General features: G+C 34.1%; 32 protein-coding genes. 18 read left to right on the top strand and 14 right to left on the bottom strand.

Translation table 11 applies throughout. From position 1 onward, the window contains the following. Positions 1-49: 49 nt before the first annotated feature. Positions 50-1,009: a BadF/BadG/BcrA/BcrD ATPase family protein gene (locus QXW15_RS01240; RefSeq protein WP_342789801.1), complete on the bottom strand. Its 960-nt coding sequence runs from the start codon at positions 1,007-1,009 to the stop codon at positions 50-52. Between the two features lie 111 nt (positions 1,010-1,120). On the opposite strand from QXW15_RS01240, the gene lysS reads away from it, so the two are divergent. After that, the gene (gene lysS, locus QXW15_RS01235; RefSeq protein ID WP_048102102.1) at positions 1,121-2,242 is read left to right on the top strand and encodes a homocitrate synthase; all 1,122 of its coding nucleotides are present in this window, start codon (positions 1,121-1,123) and stop codon (positions 2,240-2,242) included. On the opposite strand, the gene QXW15_RS01230 is transcribed toward lysS, so the two are convergent. From QXW15_RS01230 to QXW15_RS01220, 3 genes are all read right to left on the bottom strand, one after another. Next, complete coding sequence (locus QXW15_RS01230; RefSeq protein ID WP_342789798.1) at positions 2,219-3,574, bottom strand: hypothetical protein; 1,356 nt, start codon at positions 3,572-3,574, stop codon at positions 2,219-2,221. The genes lysS and QXW15_RS01230 overlap by 24 nt on opposite strands. After that, positions 3,564-4,274 (bottom strand): ABC transporter ATP-binding protein, encoded by a 711-nt coding sequence (locus tag QXW15_RS01225; protein ID WP_342789796.1) that lies wholly within the window; start codon positions 4,272-4,274, stop codon positions 3,564-3,566. The genes QXW15_RS01230 and QXW15_RS01225 overlap by 11 nt, the downstream gene beginning before the upstream one ends. Positions 4,275-4,356: 82 nt before the next feature. After that, on the bottom strand, positions 4,357-5,070 hold the full coding sequence (locus tag QXW15_RS01220; protein ID WP_342789794.1) for a hypothetical protein: 714 nt from the start codon (positions 5,068-5,070) through the stop codon (positions 4,357-4,359). A gap of 71 nt (positions 5,071-5,141) precedes the next feature. Between QXW15_RS01220 and QXW15_RS01215 the strand changes: the two genes are divergently transcribed. The 4 genes from QXW15_RS01215 (at position 5,142) to QXW15_RS01200 (ending at position 7,483) form a co-directional block, all read left to right on the top strand. Next, positions 5,142-5,720 (top strand): CBS domain-containing protein, encoded by a 579-nt coding sequence (locus QXW15_RS01215; protein ID WP_287950864.1) that lies wholly within the window; start codon positions 5,142-5,144, stop codon positions 5,718-5,720. After that, positions 5,713-6,270, top strand: a complete 558-nt coding sequence (locus QXW15_RS01210) for a CDP-2,3-bis-(O-geranylgeranyl)-sn-glycerol synthase (protein ID WP_342789790.1) — start codon at positions 5,713-5,715, stop codon at positions 6,268-6,270. The genes QXW15_RS01215 and QXW15_RS01210 overlap by 8 nt, the downstream gene beginning before the upstream one ends. After that, positions 6,264-6,614, top strand: a complete 351-nt coding sequence (pth2, locus tag QXW15_RS01205; RefSeq protein ID WP_342789788.1) for a peptidyl-tRNA hydrolase Pth2 — start codon at positions 6,264-6,266, stop codon at positions 6,612-6,614. Before QXW15_RS01210 ends, pth2 begins: the two co-directional genes overlap by 7 nt. 176 nt (positions 6,615-6,790) lie before the next feature. After that, positions 6,791-7,483, top strand: a complete 693-nt coding sequence (locus QXW15_RS01200; RefSeq protein WP_048102109.1) for a class I SAM-dependent methyltransferase — start codon at positions 6,791-6,793, stop codon at positions 7,481-7,483. Positions 7,484-7,531: 48 nt separating this feature from the next. On the opposite strand, the gene QXW15_RS01195 is transcribed toward QXW15_RS01200, so the two are convergent. The 3 genes from QXW15_RS01195 to QXW15_RS01185 all read right to left on the bottom strand — a co-directional run bounded on the left by QXW15_RS01195 (position 7,532) and on the right by QXW15_RS01185 (position 11,204). Then, positions 7,532-8,677: a PLP-dependent transferase gene (locus QXW15_RS01195; RefSeq protein ID WP_048102110.1), complete on the bottom strand. Its 1,146-nt coding sequence runs from the start codon at positions 8,675-8,677 to the stop codon at positions 7,532-7,534. A 47-nt stretch (positions 8,678-8,724) separates the two neighbouring features. Further along, positions 8,725-9,912: an MFS transporter gene (locus QXW15_RS01190; RefSeq protein ID WP_048102111.1), complete on the bottom strand. Its 1,188-nt coding sequence runs from the start codon at positions 9,910-9,912 to the stop codon at positions 8,725-8,727. A gap of 302 nt (positions 9,913-10,214) precedes the next feature. Continuing rightward, positions 10,215-11,204 carry a VIT1/CCC1 family protein gene (locus tag QXW15_RS01185; RefSeq protein WP_342789785.1) on the bottom strand — a complete coding sequence of 330 codons (990 nt, stop codon included), beginning with the start codon at positions 11,202-11,204 and terminating at the stop codon, positions 10,215-10,217. 157 nt (positions 11,205-11,361) lie between these two features. Here QXW15_RS01185 and QXW15_RS01180 point away from each other — a divergent pair, with 157 nt between their 5' ends. Then, positions 11,362-12,714 (top strand): acetyl ornithine aminotransferase family protein, encoded by a 1,353-nt coding sequence (locus QXW15_RS01180; protein ID WP_054964524.1) that lies wholly within the window; start codon positions 11,362-11,364, stop codon positions 12,712-12,714. Here the strand turns inward: QXW15_RS01180 and QXW15_RS01175 are convergent. Both QXW15_RS01175 and QXW15_RS01170 read right to left on the bottom strand, forming a co-directional pair. Further along, positions 12,709-13,224 (bottom strand): hypothetical protein, encoded by a 516-nt coding sequence (locus tag QXW15_RS01175; RefSeq protein WP_048102114.1) that lies wholly within the window; start codon positions 13,222-13,224, stop codon positions 12,709-12,711. The two genes, QXW15_RS01180 and QXW15_RS01175, sit on opposite strands and share 6 nt — an antisense overlap. 4 nt (positions 13,225-13,228) lie before the next feature. Continuing rightward, on the bottom strand, positions 13,229-13,717 hold the full coding sequence (locus QXW15_RS01170; protein ID WP_048102115.1) for an acyl-CoA thioesterase: 489 nt from the start codon (positions 13,715-13,717) through the stop codon (positions 13,229-13,231). Positions 13,718-13,882: 165 nt separating this feature from the next. On the opposite strand from QXW15_RS01170, the gene QXW15_RS01165 reads away from it, so the two are divergent. Further along, complete coding sequence (locus QXW15_RS01165) at positions 13,883-14,458, top strand: hypothetical protein (protein WP_055032635.1); 576 nt, start codon at positions 13,883-13,885, stop codon at positions 14,456-14,458. Here the strand turns inward: QXW15_RS01165 and QXW15_RS01160 are convergent. Next, positions 14,453-14,932, bottom strand: a complete 480-nt coding sequence (locus QXW15_RS01160; protein WP_231563440.1) for an NOB1 family endonuclease — start codon at positions 14,930-14,932, stop codon at positions 14,453-14,455. The genes QXW15_RS01165 and QXW15_RS01160 overlap by 6 nt on opposite strands. A 91-nt stretch (positions 14,933-15,023) precedes the next feature. Here QXW15_RS01160 and QXW15_RS01155 point away from each other — a divergent pair, with 91 nt between their 5' ends. Continuing rightward, positions 15,024-15,797 carry a sulfite exporter TauE/SafE family protein gene (locus QXW15_RS01155; RefSeq protein WP_054964526.1) on the top strand — a complete coding sequence of 258 codons (774 nt, stop codon included), beginning with the start codon at positions 15,024-15,026 and terminating at the stop codon, positions 15,795-15,797. Here QXW15_RS01155 and QXW15_RS01150 read toward each other — a convergent pair. Continuing rightward, positions 15,792-16,562: a HesA/MoeB/ThiF family protein gene (locus tag QXW15_RS01150; RefSeq protein ID WP_054964527.1), complete on the bottom strand. Its 771-nt coding sequence runs from the start codon at positions 16,560-16,562 to the stop codon at positions 15,792-15,794. The two genes, QXW15_RS01155 and QXW15_RS01150, sit on opposite strands and share 6 nt — an antisense overlap. Before the next feature lie 191 nt (positions 16,563-16,753). Here QXW15_RS01150 and map point away from each other — a divergent pair, with 191 nt between their 5' ends. Further along, positions 16,754-17,629, top strand: coding sequence for a type II methionyl aminopeptidase (map, locus tag QXW15_RS01145; RefSeq protein ID WP_054964528.1), 876 nt, complete (start codon positions 16,754-16,756; stop codon positions 17,627-17,629). Between the two features lie 2 nt (positions 17,630-17,631). Here the strand turns inward: map and tmk are convergent, their stop codons facing one another. Next, positions 17,632-18,255 (bottom strand): dTMP kinase, encoded by a 624-nt coding sequence (tmk, locus tag QXW15_RS01140; RefSeq protein ID WP_052656835.1) that lies wholly within the window; start codon positions 18,253-18,255, stop codon positions 17,632-17,634. Positions 18,256-18,575: 320 nt separating this feature from the next. On the opposite strand from tmk, the gene QXW15_RS01135 reads away from it, so the two are divergent. The 7 genes from QXW15_RS01135 to QXW15_RS01105 are packed head-to-tail and all read left to right on the top strand — an operon-like array spanning position 18,576 to position 22,912. Then, positions 18,576-19,343 (top strand): ABC transporter ATP-binding protein, encoded by a 768-nt coding sequence (locus tag QXW15_RS01135; protein ID WP_048102121.1) that lies wholly within the window; start codon positions 18,576-18,578, stop codon positions 19,341-19,343. Next, entirely contained in the window at positions 19,343-20,932 is a 1,590-nt protein-coding gene (locus QXW15_RS01130) for a hypothetical protein (protein WP_342789784.1), read from the top strand. Before QXW15_RS01135 ends, QXW15_RS01130 begins: the two co-directional genes overlap by 1 nt. Before the next feature lie 31 nt (positions 20,933-20,963). Beyond that, positions 20,964-21,413 carry a 30S ribosomal protein S19e gene (locus QXW15_RS01125; RefSeq protein ID WP_287954562.1) on the top strand — a complete coding sequence of 150 codons (450 nt, stop codon included), beginning with the start codon at positions 20,964-20,966 and terminating at the stop codon, positions 21,411-21,413. A 45-nt stretch (positions 21,414-21,458) separates the two neighbouring features. Beyond that, the gene (locus QXW15_RS01120) at positions 21,459-21,803 is read left to right on the top strand and encodes a DNA-binding protein (RefSeq protein ID WP_048102124.1); all 345 of its coding nucleotides are present in this window, start codon (positions 21,459-21,461) and stop codon (positions 21,801-21,803) included. Positions 21,804-21,805: 2 nt separating this feature from the next. Then, positions 21,806-21,961 carry a 50S ribosomal protein L39e gene (locus QXW15_RS01115; RefSeq protein ID WP_048102195.1) on the top strand — a complete coding sequence of 52 codons (156 nt, stop codon included), beginning with the start codon at positions 21,806-21,808 and terminating at the stop codon, positions 21,959-21,961. Positions 21,962-21,971: 10 nt separating this feature from the next. Continuing rightward, positions 21,972-22,244 (top strand): 50S ribosomal protein L31e, encoded by a 273-nt coding sequence (locus tag QXW15_RS01110; RefSeq protein WP_048102125.1) that lies wholly within the window; start codon positions 21,972-21,974, stop codon positions 22,242-22,244. A gap of 11 nt (positions 22,245-22,255) precedes the next feature. After that, positions 22,256-22,912: a translation initiation factor IF-6 gene (locus QXW15_RS01105; RefSeq protein ID WP_048102126.1), complete on the top strand. Its 657-nt coding sequence runs from the start codon at positions 22,256-22,258 to the stop codon at positions 22,910-22,912. Here QXW15_RS01105 and pyrE read toward each other — a convergent pair. Beyond that, positions 22,904-23,407 (bottom strand): orotate phosphoribosyltransferase, encoded by a 504-nt coding sequence (gene pyrE / locus QXW15_RS01100; protein WP_052656837.1) that lies wholly within the window; start codon positions 23,405-23,407, stop codon positions 22,904-22,906. The genes QXW15_RS01105 and pyrE overlap by 9 nt on opposite strands. A gap of 78 nt (positions 23,408-23,485) precedes the next feature. On the opposite strand from pyrE, the gene pyrF reads away from it, so the two are divergent. Together pyrF and sppA are read left to right on the top strand one after the other, a co-directional pair. Beyond that, positions 23,486-24,130, top strand: a complete 645-nt coding sequence (pyrF, locus tag QXW15_RS01095) for an orotidine-5'-phosphate decarboxylase (RefSeq protein ID WP_052656838.1) — start codon at positions 23,486-23,488, stop codon at positions 24,128-24,130. A 62-nt stretch (positions 24,131-24,192) separates the two neighbouring features. Continuing rightward, positions 24,193-24,924 (top strand): signal peptide peptidase SppA, encoded by a 732-nt coding sequence (sppA, locus tag QXW15_RS01090; protein WP_048102127.1) that lies wholly within the window; start codon positions 24,193-24,195, stop codon positions 24,922-24,924. Here sppA and QXW15_RS01085 read toward each other — a convergent pair. Then, on the bottom strand, positions 24,919-25,926 hold the full coding sequence (locus QXW15_RS01085; protein WP_342789782.1) for a nicotinate-nucleotide--dimethylbenzimidazole phosphoribosyltransferase: 1,008 nt from the start codon (positions 25,924-25,926) through the stop codon (positions 24,919-24,921). The genes sppA and QXW15_RS01085 overlap by 6 nt on opposite strands. Positions 25,927-26,103: the final 177 nt, after the last annotated feature.

Here is a 26,103-nt window from a genome sequence, read left to right as displayed (position 1 = left end):
TAGATAATATCTAACTAATATTTAGATATATCTTTTATGAAAAAAGATATTATTTGATGAACAGCAAATCCTTCTCCACCTGAGATAAATGCACTAACATGTTATCAACATCCCTAATAAGTTCATCCCTTATGGATTCCTCCCTGATATTAAGCAATTTTATTGCATTTCCTATTGCTGCATGGTATCCATAAAAAATTTTAATATCATTAAACTCCTCTTTAAGGTATGTTCTAATTAATTTGGACTGCATTACGCCACCCAGAACCCCCATGGTAACATCCCTGTGAAAATTTTTTCTCATTCCATCCAGCATTAATTTTATCTCGCCAAATGCAGATTTTAATATGTGCATTGAAACTTCATCATTCTGGGATGATGATTCATCTACAATAATTGCAAGTGATGCCATAAGTCTTTTATCAAAATGTTTTTCAAGATTTGCAACCACCTCCCTTAAAGGCATTTTAAAGTAACCCTCAAATTTTTTAATCAAAACCGTTTTTTCTATTAATCCATCGTAGCTTTTCTCGCACATTTCAAGGGCCCTTCTTGCTATCCAGAAACCCGATGCAGCATCATCTGTTAGGTAGCTCCAGCCACCGATTCTATGCATGCGGCCATTGTTAATATATGAGCCAACAGAACCGGTACCAACAGCAGCAACTATACCGTCGCTGCCCAGTGTGACAAGATTTACGGCGGCCTCACCATCATTTGTGATAACCGCATCTTTATTAATTGATTTAACAATTGAATTTACCTCATCTGTATGGTATGCTGAATCACCATAACCCGCTATACCATATATTGATTTTTTAATATCATTGCATCTGGCCATTCTTTTTGCACGATTTATTGACCTAATTATATTGCCCTTTGATGTGGATTTTGACACACTTCTTACATTGCTTGGACCTGCAACCCCTATCCCCACGACCCTTAAATTATTCTCATCAATTATGGCCGAAAAGGTTTTTGTACCACCACCATCAACCGCCAGAATCATAAAAACGATAATATTTTATTATAAATGGTTTTTACTAATATGTTAATACGAATTTAGTAATAAAAATACGAAAATTTTATTTAGTTGTATGATATCATGTTATGATAATATATGTCACAGATAGGTATACTTGATACAACACTTCGTGAGGGTGAGCAGACACCGGGGGTTCTTTTTAAGGAGAATCAGCGGGTTGAAATAGCAAAATCACTTTCCAGGGCCGGTGTCGCCATGATAGAGGTGGGGCACCCACTGGTATCTGAGGATATTTATAGCGGCATTAAAAAAATAATGGGTTTAAAAAATACCGGTGAAATAAAATCAGAAATAATAGCACACAGCAGGGCGGCCCATATGGATATTGATTCAGCAGCATCATTAAACGTTGATAGAATAGCAATATTCTATGGTATAAGTGATATTCACCTTAAATACAAAACAAATAAAACAAGATCTGAGGCACTGGACATAATTTATGATGCGGTCAAATATGCATCATCATATGGCATAAAGGTTAGGTTCACTGCTGAGGACGCAAGCAGGGCCGATATTAATTTTCTCCGTGACGTTATTGTAACCGCCAGGGATGCAGGTGCGGATAGAATATCACTTGCCGATACACTTGGTATACTTACGCCTGAAAGTACAGAACGCCTTTTTAAATCAGTTTCTGATATAAAAAATGTTGAATACGATATCCATGCACACAATGATATGGGCATGGCAGTATCAAACAGCTATACTGCAGCACTTAACGGTGCAACAATAATACACAGCACAATTAATGGTCTTGGGGAGCGTGTTGGCATAACTCCCACACAGGTGATTGCCGCCATGCTAAAATATCATATGAACATTGATGTGATTAATTTAAAAATGCTCATGGAAATATCACGGCAGGTGGAGGATTACACAGGTATATCAATGCCACCAAATTATCCTGTAACTGGGGATTTTGCATTTACACATAAATCAGGCGTTCATGTACAGGGAATAATAAAAAACTCATCAACATATGAATTTTTAAGTCCTGAAATTTTTGGCAGAACGCGCAGATTTACAATAGATAAATATTCTGGAAAGCACGCAATAAAGGAAAAACTTGCAAACATGGGCATAAATGTTGGTGACGATGATATAAATTACATATTAAACGAAATTAAAAGCACAAACAGGCCATATAATGATGATGATTTAATGTCTATGGCATTAAATAAAACCTCTTTCAAATAATTTTAATGCAGCAGATCTCCATAAATTCTTATTTAATAATATGTAAATGCCAGATGCAAAAAGTATTGATGATGATATTATGACTGCGTAAAATGACAGTAATGCAAATACATTTATAATAATGAATGGTATTATTAAAACCATGTAAACTGAATTTTTTATGCTATTTCTGATCTGAATAAATTCAGGGTCCTTTATCTGCCTTGGGTTTGTTCTCATAAGGACAAGGACCCCAATAATTATCATTGATGGAATATTGAATAATATTATTATGGTTACATAATAATAAATACCTCCAATAAATATATATTCCAGTAAAAATATAACTGCACTTGGAATCATTATTGTGTAATACCTTAAAATCTTACCAAGCAAAAAATACCTCATATAAACTGCAGGATCGACCGAGTTAAATGAAAGCCATCCTCTCTCATACATAAAAGTATTCTGGATCATCGAAATTGAAAATATGGTTAAATAGAGAATAAAAAATATCATAATAAATTCCGATAAAAAACCCTTATCTGGAATTTTTATGAAAAAATAGAATATTAACATGGCAATAATTACACCGGGGGGAATAAATATGAACATATTGTAATTTTTTACAATCCTTCCCCTCATGTATACCATATAATACGATTTTTTTAATATGGACATGCATCCTTTTTTAGAATAAAATCCGATATTATCGGATTCCAGGCTTTTACCCGATATTGAAAGGTCCGAATAGTTCTCCAGGCCTTTAATGGAAAAGTACATGGCAATTATCATGGAGGCAATTATAATCAATGTCCCTGAATATATATGCCCAAAAATAAATCCTAGTGGGCCGTAACCAAAAATTGCAGTTGAGGCAATGTATAATATAATAATGGACGCAATCAAAATTTTATATTTTTGCATTGAAATTGAAATTAATTCAGATGCCACGGCAAAAAAAGAAAAAATCACGGTATCAGCCATTGCAATGGCCTTGCCATAAATTCCTGAAACAGTATAAACTGAAAAAGGAAGCAAAAAAATAAGCAACATCATACCTGAAACAATATAATATGATATAAAGATGGCCAAAGCGAAATCTGTTTTTTTTATTGGTGAAACATAAAGAAAATCTATATCAGATTTCATAAGAGGTATCCTGCTGGGTCTGCTAAATAATAATATAAATATTGCAGAGATTAGAATATATACATATCTGTATTCAGGGAGATAAAAATTTATGCCTGTAATTGAACTTATAATGGAGACATATATCATAATTATAATTAAAAGCATGAAAAATACTGTGAATCTTGTTGAAAGTATTAATTTTATGACCTTACCCAACATTTAACATCAGCCTTTCCACCATTGTTTCTATACTTTCATTTTCTCCTGCCATACTCTCAAGCTCTGGCATTGTCCCCTCCCATTTTATTCTTCCCTTATTAATTATTATTACCTTTCCTGACAGCTTCCTTGCAATTTCCATGATATGCGTTGAAATTACCATTGTTGCATTTAATCCATTTAAAAGATCACCCACCTTTCTCTGTGTGGGTATATCAAGATAATTTAACGGTTCATCCAGCAAAAGTATTTTTGGATTATGTATTACTGCCAGTGCAATTGATAATTTCTGCCTGTTACCCCTTGATAATGTTAAAACCCTCTTCTTTCTGTATTCATATATCTCCAGATAATCTAATAAATAATTAATTCTTTCCTCCAGATTTTCGACACCGCGTATCGAGCCTATGTATTCAAGATTTGAAATTACACTTAAATTTGGGTACGGGTATGCATCCTCAGGTAAATATCCTATGTATTTTTTTGCCTCTGATGTTAATGGGTCCAGACCGTTTATTTTAACACAGCCAGCATCAGGTTTTAATATTCCAGTTAAAATTTTAAGCAGTGTACTTTTTCCGGCACCATTAGGGCCCAGAATTGAAACCCGTTCGCCCCCGTTTATATTTAAATTTATACTGTCAACGGCTGTAAAATTTTTGAAAGTTTTTGAAATATTTTTTGCGGTAATGTCATACATATTTTAAAATAAACGCAAGGTTTTATTAATTTTTTCTTATTAAATGGTGAGATAAATCGTGTAAACTCACTAAGATAAATCTCTATTTTTTTAATTGATTATTATTTAAATTCCCCTTTTGCATGAAATATGCAATGCTTATCCCTGCTATGTATAATATTCCAAGAAAAATAATGTATTTATCCGCCATGGCATAAATGTAATATACATATAATGTAAATGCACTTACATTGACAGGGCCAATGCTTTCCATGTACAGTTTCTTGCTTATATTAAAATAAACAGTGTAGAGTCCGGGTGGCAGTTTAATATGATAGTATGTTAACCTGTAACTTCCAATGGTTTCATGTTCTCCAGACGAATAATTATAAATTTTGTTATAATTACTCGATACAATATTAATGTACGAAGAATTTATATTACCAGTGTAATTTGTTTTTACTGTAATATTATAATATCCGGATGTCTGTGTAAATGGACTTATTATTGTTTCCATATATGTCTGGTTTTCACTGGTTGTTGTTACACCACTGGAATGATAAAAATCAGTTGAATATATTCCGGCAACCACAAGAAGCATGATTATGAGGACTATTAATCCACCAAAAAATCGTGGTTTAAATCTGTAAATTCCAGAATAATGCATCAAAATGAATATTATCACAGGTATAGCAAACACAAGTATTATGGCCTCAGGTACGTAAAGCGCTATTACAAAAATTAATATGGATATTACTGTTGATATTACTGGAACAAGTATCTTGCCGTGTTTTTTTAAAAATTCCTGTGATCTCATTTTATGATTATTTTTTGGTATTATATATTGTTAAGCAATAATTATTAATAGTAATTTTATATTGCAAAATTATGCTTCCCAGTATTGAGGAATTAAGGAAAATGAGAAAATCCCTTGGCATAAGCCAGAAGGAGCTGGCAAGAATAAGCGGGGTAAGCCAGTCGTACATAGCACGTCTGGAAAAGGGAGAAATAAACCCGGCATATGACAAGGTTAGAAAAATTTTTGAATATCTGAATGCCTCCGGCAATAAGGCAAAGGAGATAGACCTTAAGGCAGAAATCATCATGACAAAAAATGTTGTTACATGTGAAATGAACGATTCAATTATCACCGCATTAAACAAAATGAGGGAGAAAGGATTCTCTCAGCTACCGGTTGTTACCTCTGATAGAAGAATTATAGGTACAATTACTGAGTCGGATATAAACGATATGCTAATAAAGGGAACATCCATTGAATCTTTAAAGCACCTTACAGTTAGAAAGGTCATGGGTGCAGTACTCCCACAGCTTGATAAGGACAGTCCCATATCCATGATTTACCCGCTTTTAAAGTATTCAAATGCTGTTCTTATTGTGGATGGCACCGAACTAAAAGGTATTATAACAAAGGCCGATATACTAAAGGCGGTTGAAACATATGGGTAATATTGCACTGTTTGTATTATACTCAATAATTCTTTTTCTGCCGGCATACATTGCAAATCCCGGGGCCGTAATTACCGGTGGGCATATTAAAATAGACATGGGCAAAACATTTCATGGGAAGCGCATACTTGGTGATGGGAAAACATGGTCTGGTTTCATTGGTGGGTCACTAATAGGTGTTGTCTCTGGTATTATAATATATTATATAACATTACTAATTCATGTTCCATACGGAACCTATGGGGCCAATCTTGTTTCCACAGTTCTGGTTCTCATACCAATGAGTTTTGGTTCCCTGCTTGGTGATTTAACAGGGTCATTCATAAAAAGAAGGATAGGGTTGAAGAGGGGTGCCAGGGGATCAATACTAGATCAATGGCCATTTGTTCTAGTCTCATTTCTTATGATATACATTTTTGCGAGACCATTTTTTCTAAAATTTTATGGTAATTTTATACCAATTATAGTGCTTTTAATTATTACACCGCCAATACACAGAGGAGTTAACATACTCGCCTATAAATTTAAAATGAAGGATGTACCATGGTAAAGATGGTTATAGCTGTTAGAAAGGACCTTGAAATGGGCAAGGGTAAAATAGCTGCACAGGTTGCCCATGCTGCGGTTTCATGTGCATTAATCTCCATGAAAAAAAATAAAAAAATATTTAGCGAATGGCTTTCTGAGGGGCAAAAAAAGGTGGTTATCAAGGTGGATGGCCTGCAGGAAATATACAAACTAAATGAAATCTGCAGGGATTCCGGGATTATAACACAGATTATTACAGACGCAGGCTATACCCAGATAATGCCAGGTACAGTGACATGTATTGGCATAGGCCCGGATGAGGATGAAATTCTGGATAAAATTACCGGGGCCTACCATCTGCTTTAACCATCTTTTTTGATAAAATATTTTTTTAAAAAAGCAAATATTTTTATTCACATAAATTATATAATTATGTGATTTTAAAAAATTTATCAAAAATCTATTATGTAATAGTTTGTGTGAAGAGGCCGTTTAGCGTTCTTCTATTTTTATTAAAATATCGCACTAACCCTTTGTATTACATGGATATAACTTTTAAAAATAATGTTAAAATAGAAAACACAACACCTGGTATGGCATGGTCTTTAATAACATATTATTACTGGGCAGGAAAATTACATTTGTTTTCAGATGAAGATATAATGGACCTGGCCAGCACTGGCAGTGAAATATCCAAAAAACTTGTTGAAAATCTTGGAACAAATACCGGTTATTTCAGAAGTATACAGGGAAAGGATGCTTTATTATACATGCTGATTAGAACGTACAGGCCAGAAATATGCGTGGAAACAGGGATATCGGCAGGTTTCTCAACATATTATATTCTCAAAGCCCTTGAAAAAAATGGCAGTGGAACACTTATAAGTATTGATATCAAGGATGAGGTAACAATGGCTAATAAAAAATTTATGGCAGGCTGGCTGGTCCCTGATAACCTGAAAAACAGATGGCAAAAGGTTATAGAAAGCTCCGATATTGCCCTTACAGCAATATCCTTAAAAATAGATTTTTTTGTTCATGATTCAATGCACTCCGAGGAATATATGTTAAGGGAATATCTGTGGGCAATGGAACACCTGAATATTAATGGAATTCTGGCATCAGACGATATTGACTGGAATGATGCATGGAAAAAATTTATAAGACAGCATAATAATTTTAAGGAAATGATAAAAACCCCAACTTTTGGTGTGGCGATAAAAAAATACAACTAATTTTAAAATTTATTAGGATTAAATAATTTATTAAACTGTGCAAATAAATTATATTTTTTCAAGGGCATTTTTAAAATCATCTATTAAATCCTCAGAATCCTCTATACCAACAGAAAGCCTTACAAGGTTATCCGTTATGCCTGATGCTGCCCTTTCCTCAGGAGACATTGCCTTATGCGTGCCCTCAACAGGTATCGATATAAGGCTTTCAACACCACCAAGACTAACCGCGTATTTTGGTATTTTTAAATTTTTAATTAATTTATGTGAATTTTCTATTCCGCCCTTAACCTTAAATGATATCATACCACCGAATCCCTTTAAATTTTTCTCGGCTATTTTATGGTATTCATTATCCCTTAATCCAGGATAATACACCTTTTCAATTTTTTGAGAGTCATTAAGAACCTGCGCAAGCTCCATGGCATTTTTATTATGCCTTTCCATTCTTATGCCAAGCGTTTTAAGCCCACGATAGGCAAGATAGGCCTGAAATGCGTCGGGTGTGCCACCAAATGTTTTTCTGGAGAAGGCAAATTCATCATAATATCTGTTAAATCCTGCAAGGCCAATAAGAAGGTCAGAATGGCCTGATATGTATTTTGTTCCACTATGCAAAACAAGATCTGCCCCCATTGAAACCGGGTTTTGATTATACGGTGTGGCAAATGTGGCATCCGTGGCAATTCTTATTCCCATTTCATGACATATTTTTGATAAATTTATTAGATCAGGAACCTCAAGTAGAGGATTTGTTATTGATTCAATATATAGTAATTTATAATTTTTATTTTTTAAATTTCCACTATTCAGGTCTTCCACGGTTGTAAAATCAACGTTTATATTATATTTTGGCAACACATTTGAAAAGAACTCAAAGGTCTGGCCATAAAGCTCATTTATTGTAAGTAGTGAATCACCTGATTTTATCATGGCCATTACACTTGATGTTATTGCAGACATTCCAGAGGAAAATGCCAGTGCGTGTTCAGTATTTTCCAAATCTGCGTATTTCCTCTCAAATGATTCAACTGTTGGATTCCCCCATCGTGAATATATGTAATCTCCTGAAACACCATTATCATTGAATTCAAATGTGGAGTTTTCAAAAACTGGAGTAACAACATTACCCACACCATCTATGGTCATATCACCGGAATGCACACATTTTGAATTAAAACCCTTATTCACCATAAATAACCATATCTGTATTTAAATATTAAACTTTGTATATATCAAATTTAAATTTTCACCGGTTCTAATTTTCTTTGGATGTTTAAGAAGGCAAGTATGATTATACCAGCCGCAATTGAAACAATACCAGCATAAGCATATGAGAATTCAGGGCTTATTTCATACAGGAAACCCATAATAAGATTTGCAATAAAATATCCAACTGATCTTGAAGAGGATAGAATTCCCATGCCGGCACCAAGCTTTGATGCATCCACAGATTTTGATATTATTGATGGTTCATATGTCTCAACTATGCCAAACGCCACAGATGCAATTATAATTGAAATATAAAATCCTGGCAGGCCGAGGCCATAAATTAGAGTTATTACAATTCCAAGTGTACCGGCACCTGAAAGTATGTAACCAAATATGGCAAGTGAGGAAATTTGACTTTTAATATTTACCCTGCTGAGTATGTATCCTGTCAGTGAGGAAAAACCCAGAAATATTCCATATGATACAATACCGGAGATAATTTTAAGGCTCTGGCTGTAATCCGCATTCTGTGCAACGGTTATTATTGGAAATCCCATGCTGTAGGATCCAAATCCAAAAAGTGAGGTGGCTATTATTATACCATAAAAAATATATTTGTTATTTTCCAGAACTGTTTTTTTATTGCTTTTTTTTAGAGGCAGGTGTTTATTTGATTTAATCGATGCCAGTATTAATGTGGAAATTATTATTGGAAAAATGGAGAATAAGAATAAATATTTGTATGTAAAATTTAAAAGTATTAATATAACAAGAATCAAAATTGAAATTATACCACCGCCAACATCAAGGCTGTGAAGTATCCCAAATGATGATGTCCTCTCATTTTCTTCTGTATTCTCTGCCAGAAACGCCCTCCTTGCCGGGGACCTTAAATTTCTCATCCACCATCCTGTGGAAAAAAGTCCAACAGATATTAATGGTATATATGTAAACCCTGTGAATGATAAAAATGGTATCAGGCTGTTCCCTGCAACTGCCACATTCTTGCTCCCATATCTGTCGCTTAATTTACCACCTAAATAGGAAAATAATGATCCAAATCCAAAAATTAATGCCTCAGCAATACCGAAATATATAAAATTTAATTTCAGCACAAAGACTAGATATACTGGCAGAAGGGCCATTGCCCCCTGATACCCCATATCAGCAAACATCGCGGAGAGACCAACAAAATATGCAATTCTTGGTGCCTTCATTACTTGGACACTATTTATAAATATATATTAAACTTTTTCAATATGAAAGCATTGAGAAGCATGAAAAATATTTATGAAAGGAATAAAAATTGGAGTATTCAGAACATATAAGGGAATTCTTATACATGCAGATTTAATGCATTATATAATATAATTAAAATTGCAGCCACTGAGACATTTGTCAGAATAGATTTATTGGGGTTTATACAGGAAGGTTAATCATCAAAGAGATGATAAGTTCCAAAGTTGTGTGTTAACATGGTTAACAGAAAATAATTTATGTATCATTTATTAATTATTCATTATAAAAGTGAAATATGAAATATTATGTGAAAAATTTCTCCTGCAATAAATGTTATGCCTGCCGCACCAAGTGCAAGCAATGATGCCCTGACAGCGGTTTTTAATATGGGTGTGTTTAAAGACAAAGCAACAACGGCGTTTGCAAATCCCTGTGTTAATCCCACCGCAATAATGGATACAAGAATTGCAGCATATTTACTAAGAAAAACAAATGGGAGTATTGGAATGGCCGCACCCACTATATATGATATTGCAGTGTTTAGTGCAGAGTTTGATGCCTCCTTGGAATAATTTTCAATTAAATCATCTATTTTCCTGCTCTTTGAAAAAATATGCTTTCTATTAAGCATGGATATTTTATATTCAGATTCAGACTTCTGTGCCAGATAAGAACCCAAGGTCATGCTGAATGTTCCACTAATTCCAACAACAAAACCGCTTAATGCTATGTAAATATTATTTGATATAATTGCTGTAAGACCTGCAATTGTGGCAAGTATCTCAACCAGGCCATCACTCATGCCATATAAAAAATCCCTGCTCTTTTGAATGGTTTTTTCCTCAATTGATATTTTCCCGGCAAATATATCCTCATGCTCCATTTCCTGTGTGATTAGGTCCCTTACCTTTTTTTTGTAATCCTCATTGCCCTTATAGGAATCTATATATTCCTTATATTTCCTAACAGAGGCGTATTCACCATGCTCAAGCAGATTTATTATTAAATTCCTTCCTATTATAAACCTTACAATTTTAAGCCCAAAATATTTTAATTTTCTATATGTTATTTTGTTTATATCTATGCCTAGTTTCTTTTTTAATTCATTCCCCCAGAAATTTGCATGCTCCTTTTCTGTTTCAGCAAGGTGCTCTAAATTTTTTTTCATTTCCGGGTCTGCTATTTTATTATAAAGATATGTATAGAATACCATATCTGTAAGTTCATCTCTTAAAAAGCGTTTTTGGTATTTCCAGTCCTCAGATGCCATCCGATTAATATTATGGAATTTTATATATAATTTTACAAAATTAGGATAACCTTATAAAAAATAAATAAAATTTTCAACAAATAAAAATTGCAGGAAATTAGAGGATTTATAATATTCCATTAAAAAAGTTTTTAAAGATAGGTAAATTATATAAATCATGGAAGAGAATAAAATGTTAAAAAAAATTGTTATTAATACAGAACTGCCAGGTCCAAAGGCTAGGGAGATCATAAATATGGACTCTAAATTTCTGGCAACATCCACGAAATCATTACCAGTTGTGGCCTGCAGGGCCAGTGATTGTTATATTGAGGATGTTGATGGCAACGTATTTTTAGATTTTTCAAGTGGAATAAGCACATCAAACATTGGGTACTCAAACAGCCACCTTATTTCCGCGGTTGAGGATCAGATGCATAAAATGTGGCACTTTGCAGGTACTGATTTTTATTATAAAATTCAGGTTGATGCTGCGGAGGCCCTAATAAATGTTATGCCAGGTTCAAGGGATAAAAAGGTATTTTTTACAAATTCTGGAACCGAGAGCAATGAGGCCTCAATAAAATTTGCTAAAAGTTTTACCAAACGGCCTCAATTTATAGGATTCATTGGTGGTTTCCATGGAAGAACCATGGGGTCCCTGGCATTTACTGCCTCAAAGGCCACACACCATGAATATTTTTATCCTGAAATGCCTGGTGTGCACCACATACCATTTGCAGATCCATATAGAAATCCATTTGGAATAGATGGTTATGAAGACCCTGAAAATCTAACAGGTGCTGTGGTGGATTACCTCAAGGATTATGTTCTTGACAGATATGTACCTGCAGAAAGTGTTGCGGGTATTTTGGCAGAACCAATTCAGGGTGAGGGCGGTTACATAGTGCCACCAAAATATTTCCATAAAAGAATGATGGAACTCGCACATGAGTATGGCATGCTTTATATAATGGATGAGGTACAAACAGGCTTTGGAAGAACAGGTTACTTCTTTGCATCTGAATATTTTGGTATTGACCCTGATATTATGTCGCTTGCAAAATCCATAGCATCCGGAATACCAATGGGGGCATCAATTGTAAAATCAAAATATGATTTTGAAAAGTCAGGATTGCATTCAAATACATTTGGTGGCAATATGCTGGCCTGTGCTGCAAGCATAGCAACAATAGATGAAATAAAATCAAAGAAAATGGTTGAGAATTCAAATAAAATGGGTTTCTATTTAAATAAGAGGTTAAGGGAATTGCAGGAAAAATATCCAAGCATAGGGGATGTCCGCGGCCTTGGATTAATGCAGGCCATTGACTTTGTTATGGATGCAAAAAGCAAAAAATACAATAAAAAATTAAGAGATAATGTTATAGAATCCTCTTTTAAAAAGGGTCTTATACTTCTCGGTGCCGGAGAGAGTGCAATAAGGTTCATACCACCATTGATTATTAGAGAGGAACAGATAAATGATGCCATGGAAATACTTGATAATTCGATAAAAGAAAATTTATGAATTTAAATAATCAATAAGTTTTATTAAGGGCAGACCTTTATGCCATTTTAATATAAAATTACCATTTTTTGTTATTTCCTGCTTTGGAAGCAGTTCATACAGCCCGCGCATTCTGCCCGTGTAATTTTTATCGGATTCTATTGAGAAAAATCTCCATGGGTCTCCCTTTACCCCCTTTAATCTGTATGCATATGTAATGAAAAGTCCAGAATTTATGCACCTGTTATTTAATTTTATGGCCTGTTCCTGTTTCACTCCGGATGATTCACTAAACGTAAGCTGTTCCCTCTCGGAGGATTTTACCTCAATAACCATGGAGTAATCATCCCTTAAGGAGATAAGATCTGCACCAAATGAACCTGCTGTTCTGGAAACATAGAAAGGTTTTGATATTAATGAATACAGAATATCCCTTGAAACAGGATCAAGATTTTTACCAATCTTTTCTATGGTTTTAATATTTCCTGAAAGTATGTTTAAAAGCTCTCTTTCATATATGCTTCCATTCATGATATCACTTGTTCAAATTTTTTCTTGCCTCCTCCAATAGTTCTATTCTCATCTTATTTCTTAATTCACCCTCATGGTACCTCCTTTCCTCATCAGGACCCTGAATTTTGAGCCCCGGAATCTCTATGGAATGCCCGCTGTCATCTATGGCAACATAGGTAAAATAGGCCCTGGTTGTAATTTTATTCTCAGCAGTTTCAACGTTCTCAGATTTCACCGTTATTTCCACCTCCATGGTGGATCTTGTTACATAGGTAATTCTGGAATGTATGTTTACTATATATCCAAGTTTTACAGGTGATAAAAAGAAAAGGCTGTCAATGCTGCCTGTAACAACCTTTGACCTTGCATGCTTAAATGCCGTGATGCTTGCTATGTTATCCATCCATTCCACAAGCCTTCCACCATAAAGATTTCCAAATGAATTAGTATCCTCAGGTAAAACAAGCCTGCTCATCTCAGACTCTGATTCGGAAACAGTTTTTTCATTCATGCCTATAAATGTCAGACAATTTAATAATTTTATTCATTTTAAACATATTCTAATTATCTTATATTTAACCATTAAAACGGAAAATATTGTATTAGGACATAGGATATTATAAATTACCTGTTATTAAAAACGGTAAACTAATCAATAATAAAGCTATACACATAAATGGATTTATCTCCATTACAGGTAAAATATCCCAGGGGTGTTAAAACATCCGGTGGAAAGTTATATGAGGTTAATAAAAATGACATAGGCAATGAGAGTATTTTTTCAATTCTGTATCCTGTTGAACAGACAAAAAATATTGCATTGCATTTAATTGAGGCCGGTTTCTCTGATGCCACTCCAAGCTTTTATAAGGGTGAAAAATTCAGCCTTTCAAGGATAATAAAATTTCCATGGGAACTTCATTTAAGGTTATTTGAGCATAAAAATAAGGGTAAAATATTTGCACATGTTGAGATATCACGAAAATATTTTGAGCATCTTTTTATTATACAGCCTGTGGTTTATGAGGTACTTGATATACTGCAGGATAAATTTACAGGCATACGGGTAAATTATGAACCTGAAAATAAAATTGTTAAGGGTTTTTTAACAAATTATAATGTTAAACTGTTACCGCCTGAAAATTTAATAGAATGGGACCCGCTTTTAAACATAATTTATTCAGAATTTACAAAATATAAGGAAAACATAAGGGAAATCCTGGACAGGATAGAAAAAATATTAAATCTATAATTTTTTTGTAAATCTTTTAAGTTTATGCCCGCATACAGGGCATTCTTTAATGTCCTCATTATAAATTTTATGGCATCCGGTACACCGGTATAACCATCTTATTTCCCTTTTTATTTCATTTATGGATGCACCAGAATATTTTATTTTAAGCCTTGATGCAACGTTCTGTATTGCATAATCATCAGTGATTATTATGGCATTAAACTGCAATGCCAGTGCAATTATATCCATATCAGTGCTGCTTAATACATTATAATCCCCTGTTTTTTTGGATGCCTCCTTAACAATGTTAAGATACCCCTCTTCTGGTCTATAAACCCTTATGTTTTCCATGGAATCAATCAAATATTTAATATTTCCATGCTGAATTTCATTAATCACACTTTCAGGAAATATGAGATTTCCGGCTGCAATGTTAATCTTTCCTGATAAAATTGCTGAGGTATCAATTACATAATAAATATTATTTTCCACAGTACCATATTTTTTAAAATGTATAAATATATTGGTATTTAATCCTATCAGTAAATCAAATAGATTTTTAATGATTTTTTAATGTCAAATAATGGATCTAATTTTTTACATAATTTTAATCATCATTGGTATTGCAGTTGGGGCACTAACAGGTATAACCGGCAGCAGCGGTGTTATAGTTGTAGTTCCGGCCCTATCATTTATGGGCATAAATTTTAAAACCTCAATAGGCGCCAGTCTTCTTGTTGATGTCATAACCACAACGATTGTTATTTATGTATATTTTAAGAAGAAAACCATTAATGTGGCAGCCGGAATAATTTTGGGAATAGGTGCCGTAATCGGTGCGCAGATAGGATCGAATATTGCCCATATACTGCCGGTCATCCCACTGGAAATTATATTTACTGCCATGGCTGCATATATGGCGTATTATTCCATTAGAAAATCATATAATATGAATAAAAAAGGAATAAAAAAATGGAATTTAAATAAGTTCTTTTCCTTCCTTTTTGGATTTATACTGAGCATACCAATAGGTATACTTACAGGTGTAATAGGAACCAGCGGTGGCATAATGTTTATACTTATAATAATACTGCTTTTTTCCATGAGGGCCCAGGATATGGTTGGAACAGCCACACTTGCAATGTTTTTATCCGCTCTGTCGGGTTCTCTTGGGTATGTCAGGATAGGGCATATAAATTATGTGGCATCCATAATCATTGGTGTTATCGCCCTAATTTCAGGCTATTATTTTTCAATTTATGCCCATAAAATAGACCAGAAGTATATCTACAGATTCCTTGGTGTGGTGTTTATAATAGTGGTTGTCAGTGAATTGATTAAAATATTAATATTATGATAAAATTGATTTTCCAAGGTTGGAATAATATGCACCAAGATATTTAAAATCCCTGTAATTGCATGCCCTGCACTCCTTATTTTTTTTAATATTTATTTTTGTGATATCTGTATTAAATGCATCAATAAAATAAAGGTCCCCTGAAATAGAACCTCCAAGCATTATCCTAACTGCCATTGTAACGGCCATGGATGCAATTGCGGATGGTACCGGGCTTAAAACTCCGGAAACAGCACATGATGGCATTTCAACAGGATCATTATTATAGCATGCATAGCATGATGTTCTTCCCGGTATTATGGCCTTTATCTCCCCGTACATCTCAATTGCAGATGTAAATATCCATGGTTTGTTAAATTTAATGCATGCATCATTTATAATAAATCTGGTGGTCATGTTGTCTGTGCCATCAAAGACAAGATCAGATTTCTCAACCAGATATGCCTTTGAAGCATCAAAAGTCTCATTATAATACTCAACATCAAGATACGGATTGATTTTTTTAATTTTTTTAAATGCTGTTTCTGCCTTGTACTTTCCAATATCATCATAATCATAAAGCAACTGCCTATGGATATTGCTTATCTCTATGATATCCCTGTCTATGATAATAAGCTTTTTTATACCCAGCCGGGCAAATAGATTGGCTGCTGCACTACCTGTTCCACCGAGGCCAATTACAAGCACAGTCTTCTGAAGCAGTTGCCCCTGTCCGGTGCTGCCAATGAATTTTAAAGCCTCCTGCCTTGCGTACATCTGATTCATTTTAATTTAAAATATTTAAATAGTTTTTAATCTTTTCCAAATTCTATCCTAAATGTCATATTAATAATACTCTTGAACTGTTGGCTAATGTAACAAGATTAAAACTTGTGATGCCGCATTATAGGAAGGCCAAACAGATGCAATCAATTGGATAACTTAATAATATATGTTGAAATAAAAAACAGGATACTATGGATTCAGAGATTAAAAATAAGTGGCTTCTGGCTGGTAAAATCGGAAGGAAAGCACTTGAATATGCGCAGACCTTAATAGAACCCGGTGCACTCTTTTATGACGTTGCAGAGAAAACCGAGCAGTTTATCAGGGATAATGGTGCTGAACCATCTTTTCCTGTTAATTTGTCAATAAATAATGAGGCCGCACATTACACACCATTCGAGGGCGATAAAAAGAAATTTAAAACAGGCGATCTTGTAAAGGTTGATCTTGGAGCCATGATTGACGGTTATATATCAGACAATGCAGCCAGCATTGAGGTTGGCAACACCGGCAATTATTCAGATTTAATTGATTCAACCAGGGAGGCCTTAAATGCTGCAATTAAAATCTTAAGGCCAATGGTTAATATTTATAAAATAGGTGAGGAAATAGAAAATGTTATAACATCATACGGATTTAAGCCGGTAAAAAACCTTGGTGGTCATGGAATAAACAGATATGATTTGCACTCGGAAATATTTATACCAAACTATAATGATGGCAATGATGAAACAATTAAAACAGAGAAGGTTATTGCCATAGAACCATTTGCAAGCACCGCGCTTGGATTAATACATAACGGTCAGCTTGGAAATATTTATATAATCGATGATACAAAGGTCAGGGACAAAAATGAGATAATATATAAAAATTTTAATACAGTTCCATTTGCTGAGAGATGGCTGGCAAAAATTAAAACAGATTATAAGGAATACATTAAAAAAATGATGTTAAGCAGATACATCTCCGGATTCCCCGTGTTAAAGGAACACAATAAGGCAATGATTGCACAGTCAGAGCATACAATCATGATCTTAAACGATGAGATAATAGTAACAACATTATAAAATCATAATAATTTCTCTATTATTTTAATAGTGTCGTTTAAAACCATATTTTCAGGCCTGTTTGCATCTATATACTCGACCCTTATATCCGTGCCAGTAAATTTTTTAATATTTTTGAGGAAATATAAATAATATGTGGATACAAAGCCCAGAACATTTTTTTTCTCAAGAACTGATAATTTCTCATCCCTGTATTTTAAAACTTTTCTATTATTTATTATTCTTTTCAATGCTGTATCTATTTTTACATCCAAATAAATAATCACATCTGGCATGCATTTTACAGGCCTTGAAACATCCATAAGATACTGAATTGTTTCATCAATGCCTGAAAAAAATCTCTCTATTAGCGGCCCCTCATAGGCTATTGATGACGCTATGTATCTATCTGATATAACTATATTTTTTATATTTTCCTTTATTTCCTTTTGATGCCTTATTCTATCATATGTAAACAGAAAAAAATCAAGTATCGAGTTATATTCATTTTCCAGGGGTACAAGACCGGCATAGTCAAAGCCATCTGTTGGTTCTCTCGTGTAATAAAAATCTGGAAATGTATTTTTTAGATTATTTACAAGCGTTGTTTTTCCAGACCCATCGATGCCCTCTATGTTAATAAACATTGCAGCCTCATTATAATTCTGTATAATAATATTTAGAAAAATAAAAGTCAAAATAATTATTCAACCATTGAGGTGCCAGACCACCATTATTATGCATACCTGATTCATCCACAGTGGTTTAACATAACTCCTCATGGCCTAATTTTCTGTATTTCCTGGACAACTTATAATGGTCGAAGGTTTGTATTTAATTGCCCGCATTATTAATTGTTAAATACATCACATGGAATCTTAATCACGGTGATTCATAAATTAAACGTTCACGCCTCCAGAGGGTTTAACAGTAAAATTATATATAATATTTTTGCTTACTTAACATATTGAGCTTTATAGAAATTAAGGATTTGGTTAAAAAATACGGAAATACGACGGCCATAAATAATATTACACTGGATATTGATGGCGGTCAGATTTATGGCATACTGGGCCCTAATGGATCGGGAAAGACAACTTTATTAAAAATAATCTCTGGGATCCTGCCTCCAACCTCAGGGTCTGTTACAGTCAATGGAATAAATGCTGTAACCGGTGCAGACAGTATTAAAAAGTTTCTTGGATATATACCGGAAACCCCCGCTTTATATGAATCGTTAACACCCATAGAATTTTTTAATTTTATAGGATCAGTTTTTAATATAGACAGCGCCACTCTTAAGGAGCGCATAAATGCGTTTTCATCAGCACTTGAAATTGAAAAGTATATGAATGAATTTATTGGGTCATTATCATTTGGTACAAAACAAAAGGTTGCAATTATCTCTGCATTAATCCATGATCCGCAACTTCTTGTTATGGATGAGGGTATGAATGGTTTAGACCCAAGGTCTTCCAGAATAATAAAGGAGCTTTTAAGAGATTTTGCGAGCAAGGGGAGAACGGTAATATTCTCAACGCATATTATGGAGATTGCAGAAAATGTATGTGATACAATATCAATACTTTATAACGGAAATATAGCAGGTACAGGGTCTCTTGAAAAATTGAAGGAGGAGGCCGGATCAAACAATACGGACCTTGAGGAAATATTTTTAAGATTGACAGGTGATAATGATCTTGATACATTATTAAATTCATTGAAGGATTTATAATGAAGCACACTGAATTATTTCTAAGCAGGCTTCTTATAGTGGAGCAGCGATACTTGGCTGTTAAGGACACAACAAAATTTCAGAATGCGGTAAATTCTGCAAATAAGCAGGGATATTTTTTTAGAAATATTCTATCCACATATATAATGAATGCATTTACATTTATTTTATTCTCACTTTTAATTAACTCATTGTATTTTGGTGAAAGGAGCCCAGATTCAATAGCCTCATTTGGAATCATATTGTTTTCCTATCTTTTTTTGCTTGGTATTTATAATTCTGTGAATTTCATAAATACAATATATGCCTATGACCTCATGGCCCCATTAAAATCGCTTCCTGTTACTGTAAATCAAAACGTTCCATTTATTTCATGGTTTGTTTATAACTCATCGTCATATATGTTTGTTATAGTTCCATCAATAATTTATTTTTACATACTTACAGGGGATATTCAGACGATTGTTCTTGGTGTACTTTATTCGTTTATGTCACTAATACTTGGTTTTATTATATCAACAGTTATATTTATTTACAGGGGTGCCAGGACATCAAGACATTCATCAATAAGGAATTTCATTAGAATCACATTTACATTTTTGCTTCTTGGATTATTCTATGTAATTTTAGAAAATCCAAATTATTTTTCAGAAATGACAACTATTTTTAACAGTTTGCCCACCGTTTTAAAATATTTCTTATTTCCAATAAACATTGAATACATAGTGTATTTAAATTATTCATCCGGATTTATTATCAGGTTTCTTGAAATTATATTATCTTTTATATTTTTATTCGTTCTTATTTTTGTCTATTATAAAATTAGAAGAAGACTTTTCTATATGCTAATGTCATCAGAGGAACAGAAAAATTCTGAGAAAATATCAACAGGCATAAAGAAGGATAAATTATATGTTGCATTTTTAAAGAAGGATATTAAAACAACATTTAGAAAAATTCAAAATCTAACATACATATTTGTGCCAATACTTTTTGTGCTCCCATTCTTCTTTGCAATCATTGAACCGGAAACCGGTGGCATATCACTGGGCATTTTTATTTCCATCATATATCTAACAGTTATAGTCTCCGCATTTTACTCAATATTCCTTCTTGTTATTGAGGGAAAGGGCATAGAAATTTTAAACTCGCTGCCTGTTGGCAGAGGGCAAATATCAGAATATAAGACAATATTTGGCATGATTATATTTCTTGTTTTAATATCCATATATATGCTTGTTATGGATATTTTCTCCCCCGGACATATATTGGAATATATATTTGACTGGTCCAATGCTATTATTATGTTTTTTGTTATATTATCCATAAATATCAGAAGGTTAATTAAAAAATTACCAGAGGGGGTTACCAGCATTAATTATTACTCATTTGGGAGATACCCAATGGCCATGCTTTTTATTATTTCAATAATTATAGCATTAATTTCTGTAGTTTCAAGCATGGCCTTATCATATTTTGTATCCCACGCCCTTAATTATTATGTTTACTGGGATTTACCTGTTAATATTGTTATATTATTAATATTAGTTTTAAATACCAGCACATTTAAAATACGAAAATATTATTAATAGTTTATAAATAAACCTACATCGTGATAAAATGGTTAATGTAAAGGAGGTTCCAGCTGAGGCATTAATTTCGGAAATAGTTAATGAATTTAAATCCAGGAATGTTGAAATTCCAGAATGGACTAAGTTCTTAAAGGATGGAAAGGGCAAGGAAAAATCATGGACACAGCCAGACTGGTATTATACCAGACTGGCCTCAATACTAAGAAAAATTTATATAAAAGGGAACATAGGAATTTCAAGGATGAGCCAGGAATATGGCAGCAGGCAGGACAGGGGTACAAAAAGATACCATCCTGTACAGAGCAGCAGGTTCATTATAAGGTACATGTTTCATGCCCTTGAGACAATGGGCTATGTAAAAAAAGATAAGGCTGGCAGGGTACTCACACCGGCAGGCCAGGCACTGCTTGATAAGGCATCAAGGGACGCCATGAAAAAGGCTGTTGAGAATAACAAGGTTCTAGAAAAATATTTATGATAAAATTTATCAAGGTTATAATAATATTATATTCCGGTGTTGTAAATGTCTGCTGACGATGATGAACTGGAGCGAATAAGGCAAAGAAAACTGGCCGAACTCGAAAGAGAATCCCAGGAAAGGGCAATGGAAAGCGAGAGCCGGAGGCAGGCACAGGAAGAGGAGGCAAGGAAGCAGCAAATATTGAGGCAGATACTCTCTTCTGAGGCAAGGGAGAGGCTCAATACATTGAGGCTTGTTAAGCCAGAGCTTGTTGATAATGTCGAAAATCAGTTAATTCAACTTGCCAGTATGGGCAGGATCAACAGGGTAATAAGCGATGCCGAGTTAAAAAACATCCTGTTAAGATTAACCGGCACACAGCATGAAACAAAAATAGAGAGGAGATGAAAATGAGCAGAAATAAGCCACTAGGCAAAAAGTTAAGATTGATGAATAGAATAAAATCAAATAGAAGGGTACCTGGCTGGGTCATGCTGAGAACAGACAGGCATGTAACACAGAACCCAAAAAGGAAAAACTGGAGAAGGTCCAATTTAAAGCTTTGAGGTGTTTATAATGGTTGAGGAACAGAATTTAACAAATGAGCAGATAATAAATGTATCCCTGAGGGCCGCAAGGTTTTCATCCAGAAGCCGCAGGGCAGACACTGCAATTAAAATTATAAAGGAGCAGGTTGCAAAATACACAAAATCTGATATGGGCATGATATGGGTGGATAATAAGGTTAATGAGGCCTTATGGAGCAGGGGTAGAAAGCACATACCCACAAAAATAAGCCTTAAGGTAATAAAATTAGAGGATGGAACCGCTGAAATCATCCTACCATAAAATATAAAGTTATGATTAAAAAATTATCAATTTTTGGCAGTGATTTTATTGGCGTTTACGTTAAATCATTTAAGGATATGGCATTTATCCCAAAAAACCTGAATGACGATATTGAAAAGGTTATACAGGATACCCTTAAGGTTGAAACAAAGAGGATAATAATAAATAATTTTAGCCTTATTGGGACAATGATTGCGTTTAATTCAAACGGGATAGTTGTGTCAGGCCTTTCAGGGCCTGAAGATTTTCAGGGTATTGACCTCGACGGTAGAAATATACTATTTTTAAAGGACAGGTTAAATGCCGTTGGAAATAACATAATTACAAATGATAAAACCGCGGTAATACACCCATCATTTACAGAATCCTCAGAAAAGGCGATTGAGGATACACTTGGTGTTGAGGTTATAAAATCGACAATTGCAGGGGTTAAAACTGTTGGGGCTGTTGCCGTATTAAATGATAAGGGTATGCTTGTATCCCCAGAATCCAGTGAGGATGAAATACAAAAACTTAAAGATCTTTTTGGGGTTAATGTAAACACCGGAACAGCCAATTTTGGAAGCTATTATATAGGTGCATCCATTATAACTAATTCCAGTGGAATACTTGTTGGAAATGCAACAACATCAATAGAAATAGGAAGAATAGATGATACACTATCTTAGTTGAGATACAGTTATAACAGGTATTAGATTTATACCGTTTTCTTTTAAAAATTCTTTTGCGCCCTCCTCACGGTCAACAACACATATGGCATTTTCCACCACAGCACCGTGGCTTCTTAATATCTCCACAGATTTTAAAATAGAACCGCCTGTTGTTGCAACATCATCTATAACATCTATTTTTTCCCCATTGTTAATTTCTCCTATCCATCTCTTATTTGTGCCATGAGTTCTTTCAGTCTTCCTTATTATTACATAATCTATTTTAGTTTTCAGTGCGGTGGCCACAAGTATTGGAACAGCACCAAGCTCCATGCCTGCAATCTTTTTTGCAGATATTTTTAACGATATTGCATCTGCCATGGCATTAAGTATTTCTGGCCTTGTTGATGCCTCCTTAATGTCAACATAATAATCAGATTTTTTACCTGATGTGAGGACAAAATAGCCAAACTTAACAGCTCCAGATTCCAGAAGCGTTTCCCTGATTCCCATATAGGTTTATTATAGTATGTATTTTTAATCTTTTTATACAATTTAATCTTTTTATACAATTAACCTTAATATGTCTTAATGGACTTACCAACAATGGAAGACAGCAAAATTATTTTTGCACTGGATGTGTATGACCGAGATACTGGAATAGAGCTGGCTAAAAATCTGGCAGATCAGGTTTTCGCCATAAAAGTTAACTGGCCAATCATACTTGAAAACGGCATAAAAATAATATCTGAGCTTTCAAAATATTCAAAGATAATATGTGATTTTAAGCTGGCTGATGTGGAAAACACCGACAAACTGATTACAGAAAAGGTTGCACAGTATGGTGCATGGGGTATTATATCACATGCATTTACAGGCATAAAATCATTAAGGGCGGTTGTAAAATCTGCAGGCCAGATGAAGGTTTTTTCGGTTGTTTCAATGTCCCAGGAATCATATATAGATAATGTATATGATAAGCTCGTGGATGATTCATTAAAGGCTGGAGTTTTTGGGCTTGTGGCTCCGGCAAACCGTCCGGACAGGCTTAAAAAAATAAGGGATATTTCTGGGGATATTAAGATCATAGCACCTGGTGTTGGGGCCCAGGGGGGTAATATCATATCTGCAATTATGGCGGGCGCAGATTATATTATTATAGGCAGATCAATATATGATTCTCCAGATCCCATTGGGGCCATAAAAAAATTTAATGATGAGGCCACAAAATTATGAGAATTAAAAATATATAAAACATTTTAACAATAAATTTAATATGTTATGTTCATTAATTGATTATGTACATTGCAACATTAAATATAAACGGAACAATAAATCAGAATATGGTTTCCAGAATAATGCCGGTACTGGATTATGTGTATAATAAAAACAAGGTTAGGGGTTTGATTCTCATAATTAATTCCGGTGGCGGGGATGCAAATTCAACAGAAATAATTTATAATAAGCTAAGAAAAATAGCAGAAAAAAAACCTGTTTATTCATCAATTCTTGGGACTGGCGCCTCTGGTGCCTACTGGCTTGCGTGCGCATCTGAAAAAATTTTTGCCATGCCCACATCAATAGTTGGATCCATAGGTGTTATAAGCATATCAGCAGATGTATCCGAGTTCCTAAGTGCTGCCGGTATTAGGCCAAGGATAACAAAAATAGGAAAATATAAGGATATGAACTCGCCATTCAGGCCCATGACAGATGAGGAACAAAACATATACTATGAAATAATGCAGGACGTTTTTAAAAGGTTCAGGGATGAGGTTAAATCAAGAAGAAACATCAAAAATATAGATGATGTTGCCACCGGTCTTGTATTTTCATCATCAAGGGCAAAGGAATTATCCTTAATAGATGAGATAGGTGATACGGAGGCATGTATAAACGATATGAAAAACAGAATCAAATCTGGTATTGGCATTAAGGATTTAACCCCACGCGGTGGTATAATATCCAGATTTATCTCAATGTCCACCGATTCATTTTTTAGCGAATTTTTTAAAAACAGGATCTCATAAAAATGAATTATACACCTTTTTGATCTCATCATATATTAAATTTTCATTTTTATTTATAACATATGCAATTCCAAAGGCAGCACCAAAACCGGTACCTTCCTTAACATATCCCTGTTCATAATAATCAAGACCCTGTATTCCGGAAAAATTGGTTTTTGCATATATTATGTTACCGCCTGCAATATCACTTAATAAATCGCCACGGTCATTAATTATATAACCTGTTGTAAATATATATCTTTTCTCATGAGATTTGTTTATTATTTTATCAAGGAGATAAACGCACGCCATCTGTGTGCCTCCGGCATACATTATTGTTGAATTTCTTACAGCCCCTGATATGCCTGTGGCAAGTGCCATCATGTAATCACCATACTGTATCATTGAATCCATTGCATTATTAACAGGTTTATATCGCTGAAAGACCTCATCTGCAACCTTCCTCTTTAACTGATCAGGCCCGGATTTCATTGAACTGCTGGTCATATAATCATAACCAAGCGATCTAAGAACCATGTATGCTGTTGTTGTCCCGCCGGGAACGCTTTCAGCAAGAACAATATACTTATATTTTTTATCCAGCATCCTGCCAATATACCTGCCTGTTTCAACTGCCACATCATATTTGGTAAGTGCCTCCTGTTTTCTTGGGTCATTTGCAGGCCCAAGTTTTGTATGTAAATATGGAATCTTTGGTGATTCATAAAATCCAGCATCAACTATCAAAATATCAACACCCGAAACCAAATTTGCCGCCCTTGTTATTATTGACGGTGTGGGTATACCGTTTTCGGTCATTGGTATAACATCATAGGAAATGCATTTTCCAGAATATATAATCTCTGAATCAAGAACCGGTGTCAAAAACGTGAGCTCAGAGTTTTCACCTGCGGCAGATATTCCCGGAATTTTTGATATCTCTGTGCTACCGGCAAGCAAAACATATATTATATCATCATTTCTATCAATTTTATTTATTATGCTGTTTCCCTGAATAATCATGCATTTTTTATGCATTCCTTACCATAAACTTTTCCTGAAAAAAATTGTAATAAAACTAAAATGAATTTTTAGGACCCAAAAATTTAGATGCAGTTATTATAAAGTTAAATTTTATACATTAATATTATAAGGCATTTCATTTATAATAAAATTAAATAATTTAATAAATATTAACAA

The sequence above is a fragment of the Acidiplasma sp. genome, from assembly GCF_038728925.1.
GTDB classification, from domain to species: Archaea; Thermoplasmatota; Thermoplasmata; order Thermoplasmatales; family Thermoplasmataceae; genus Acidiplasma; species Acidiplasma aeolicum.
Note: the sequence above shows the minus strand (reverse complement) of the source record. Positions and strands in the feature narration are given on the sequence as shown.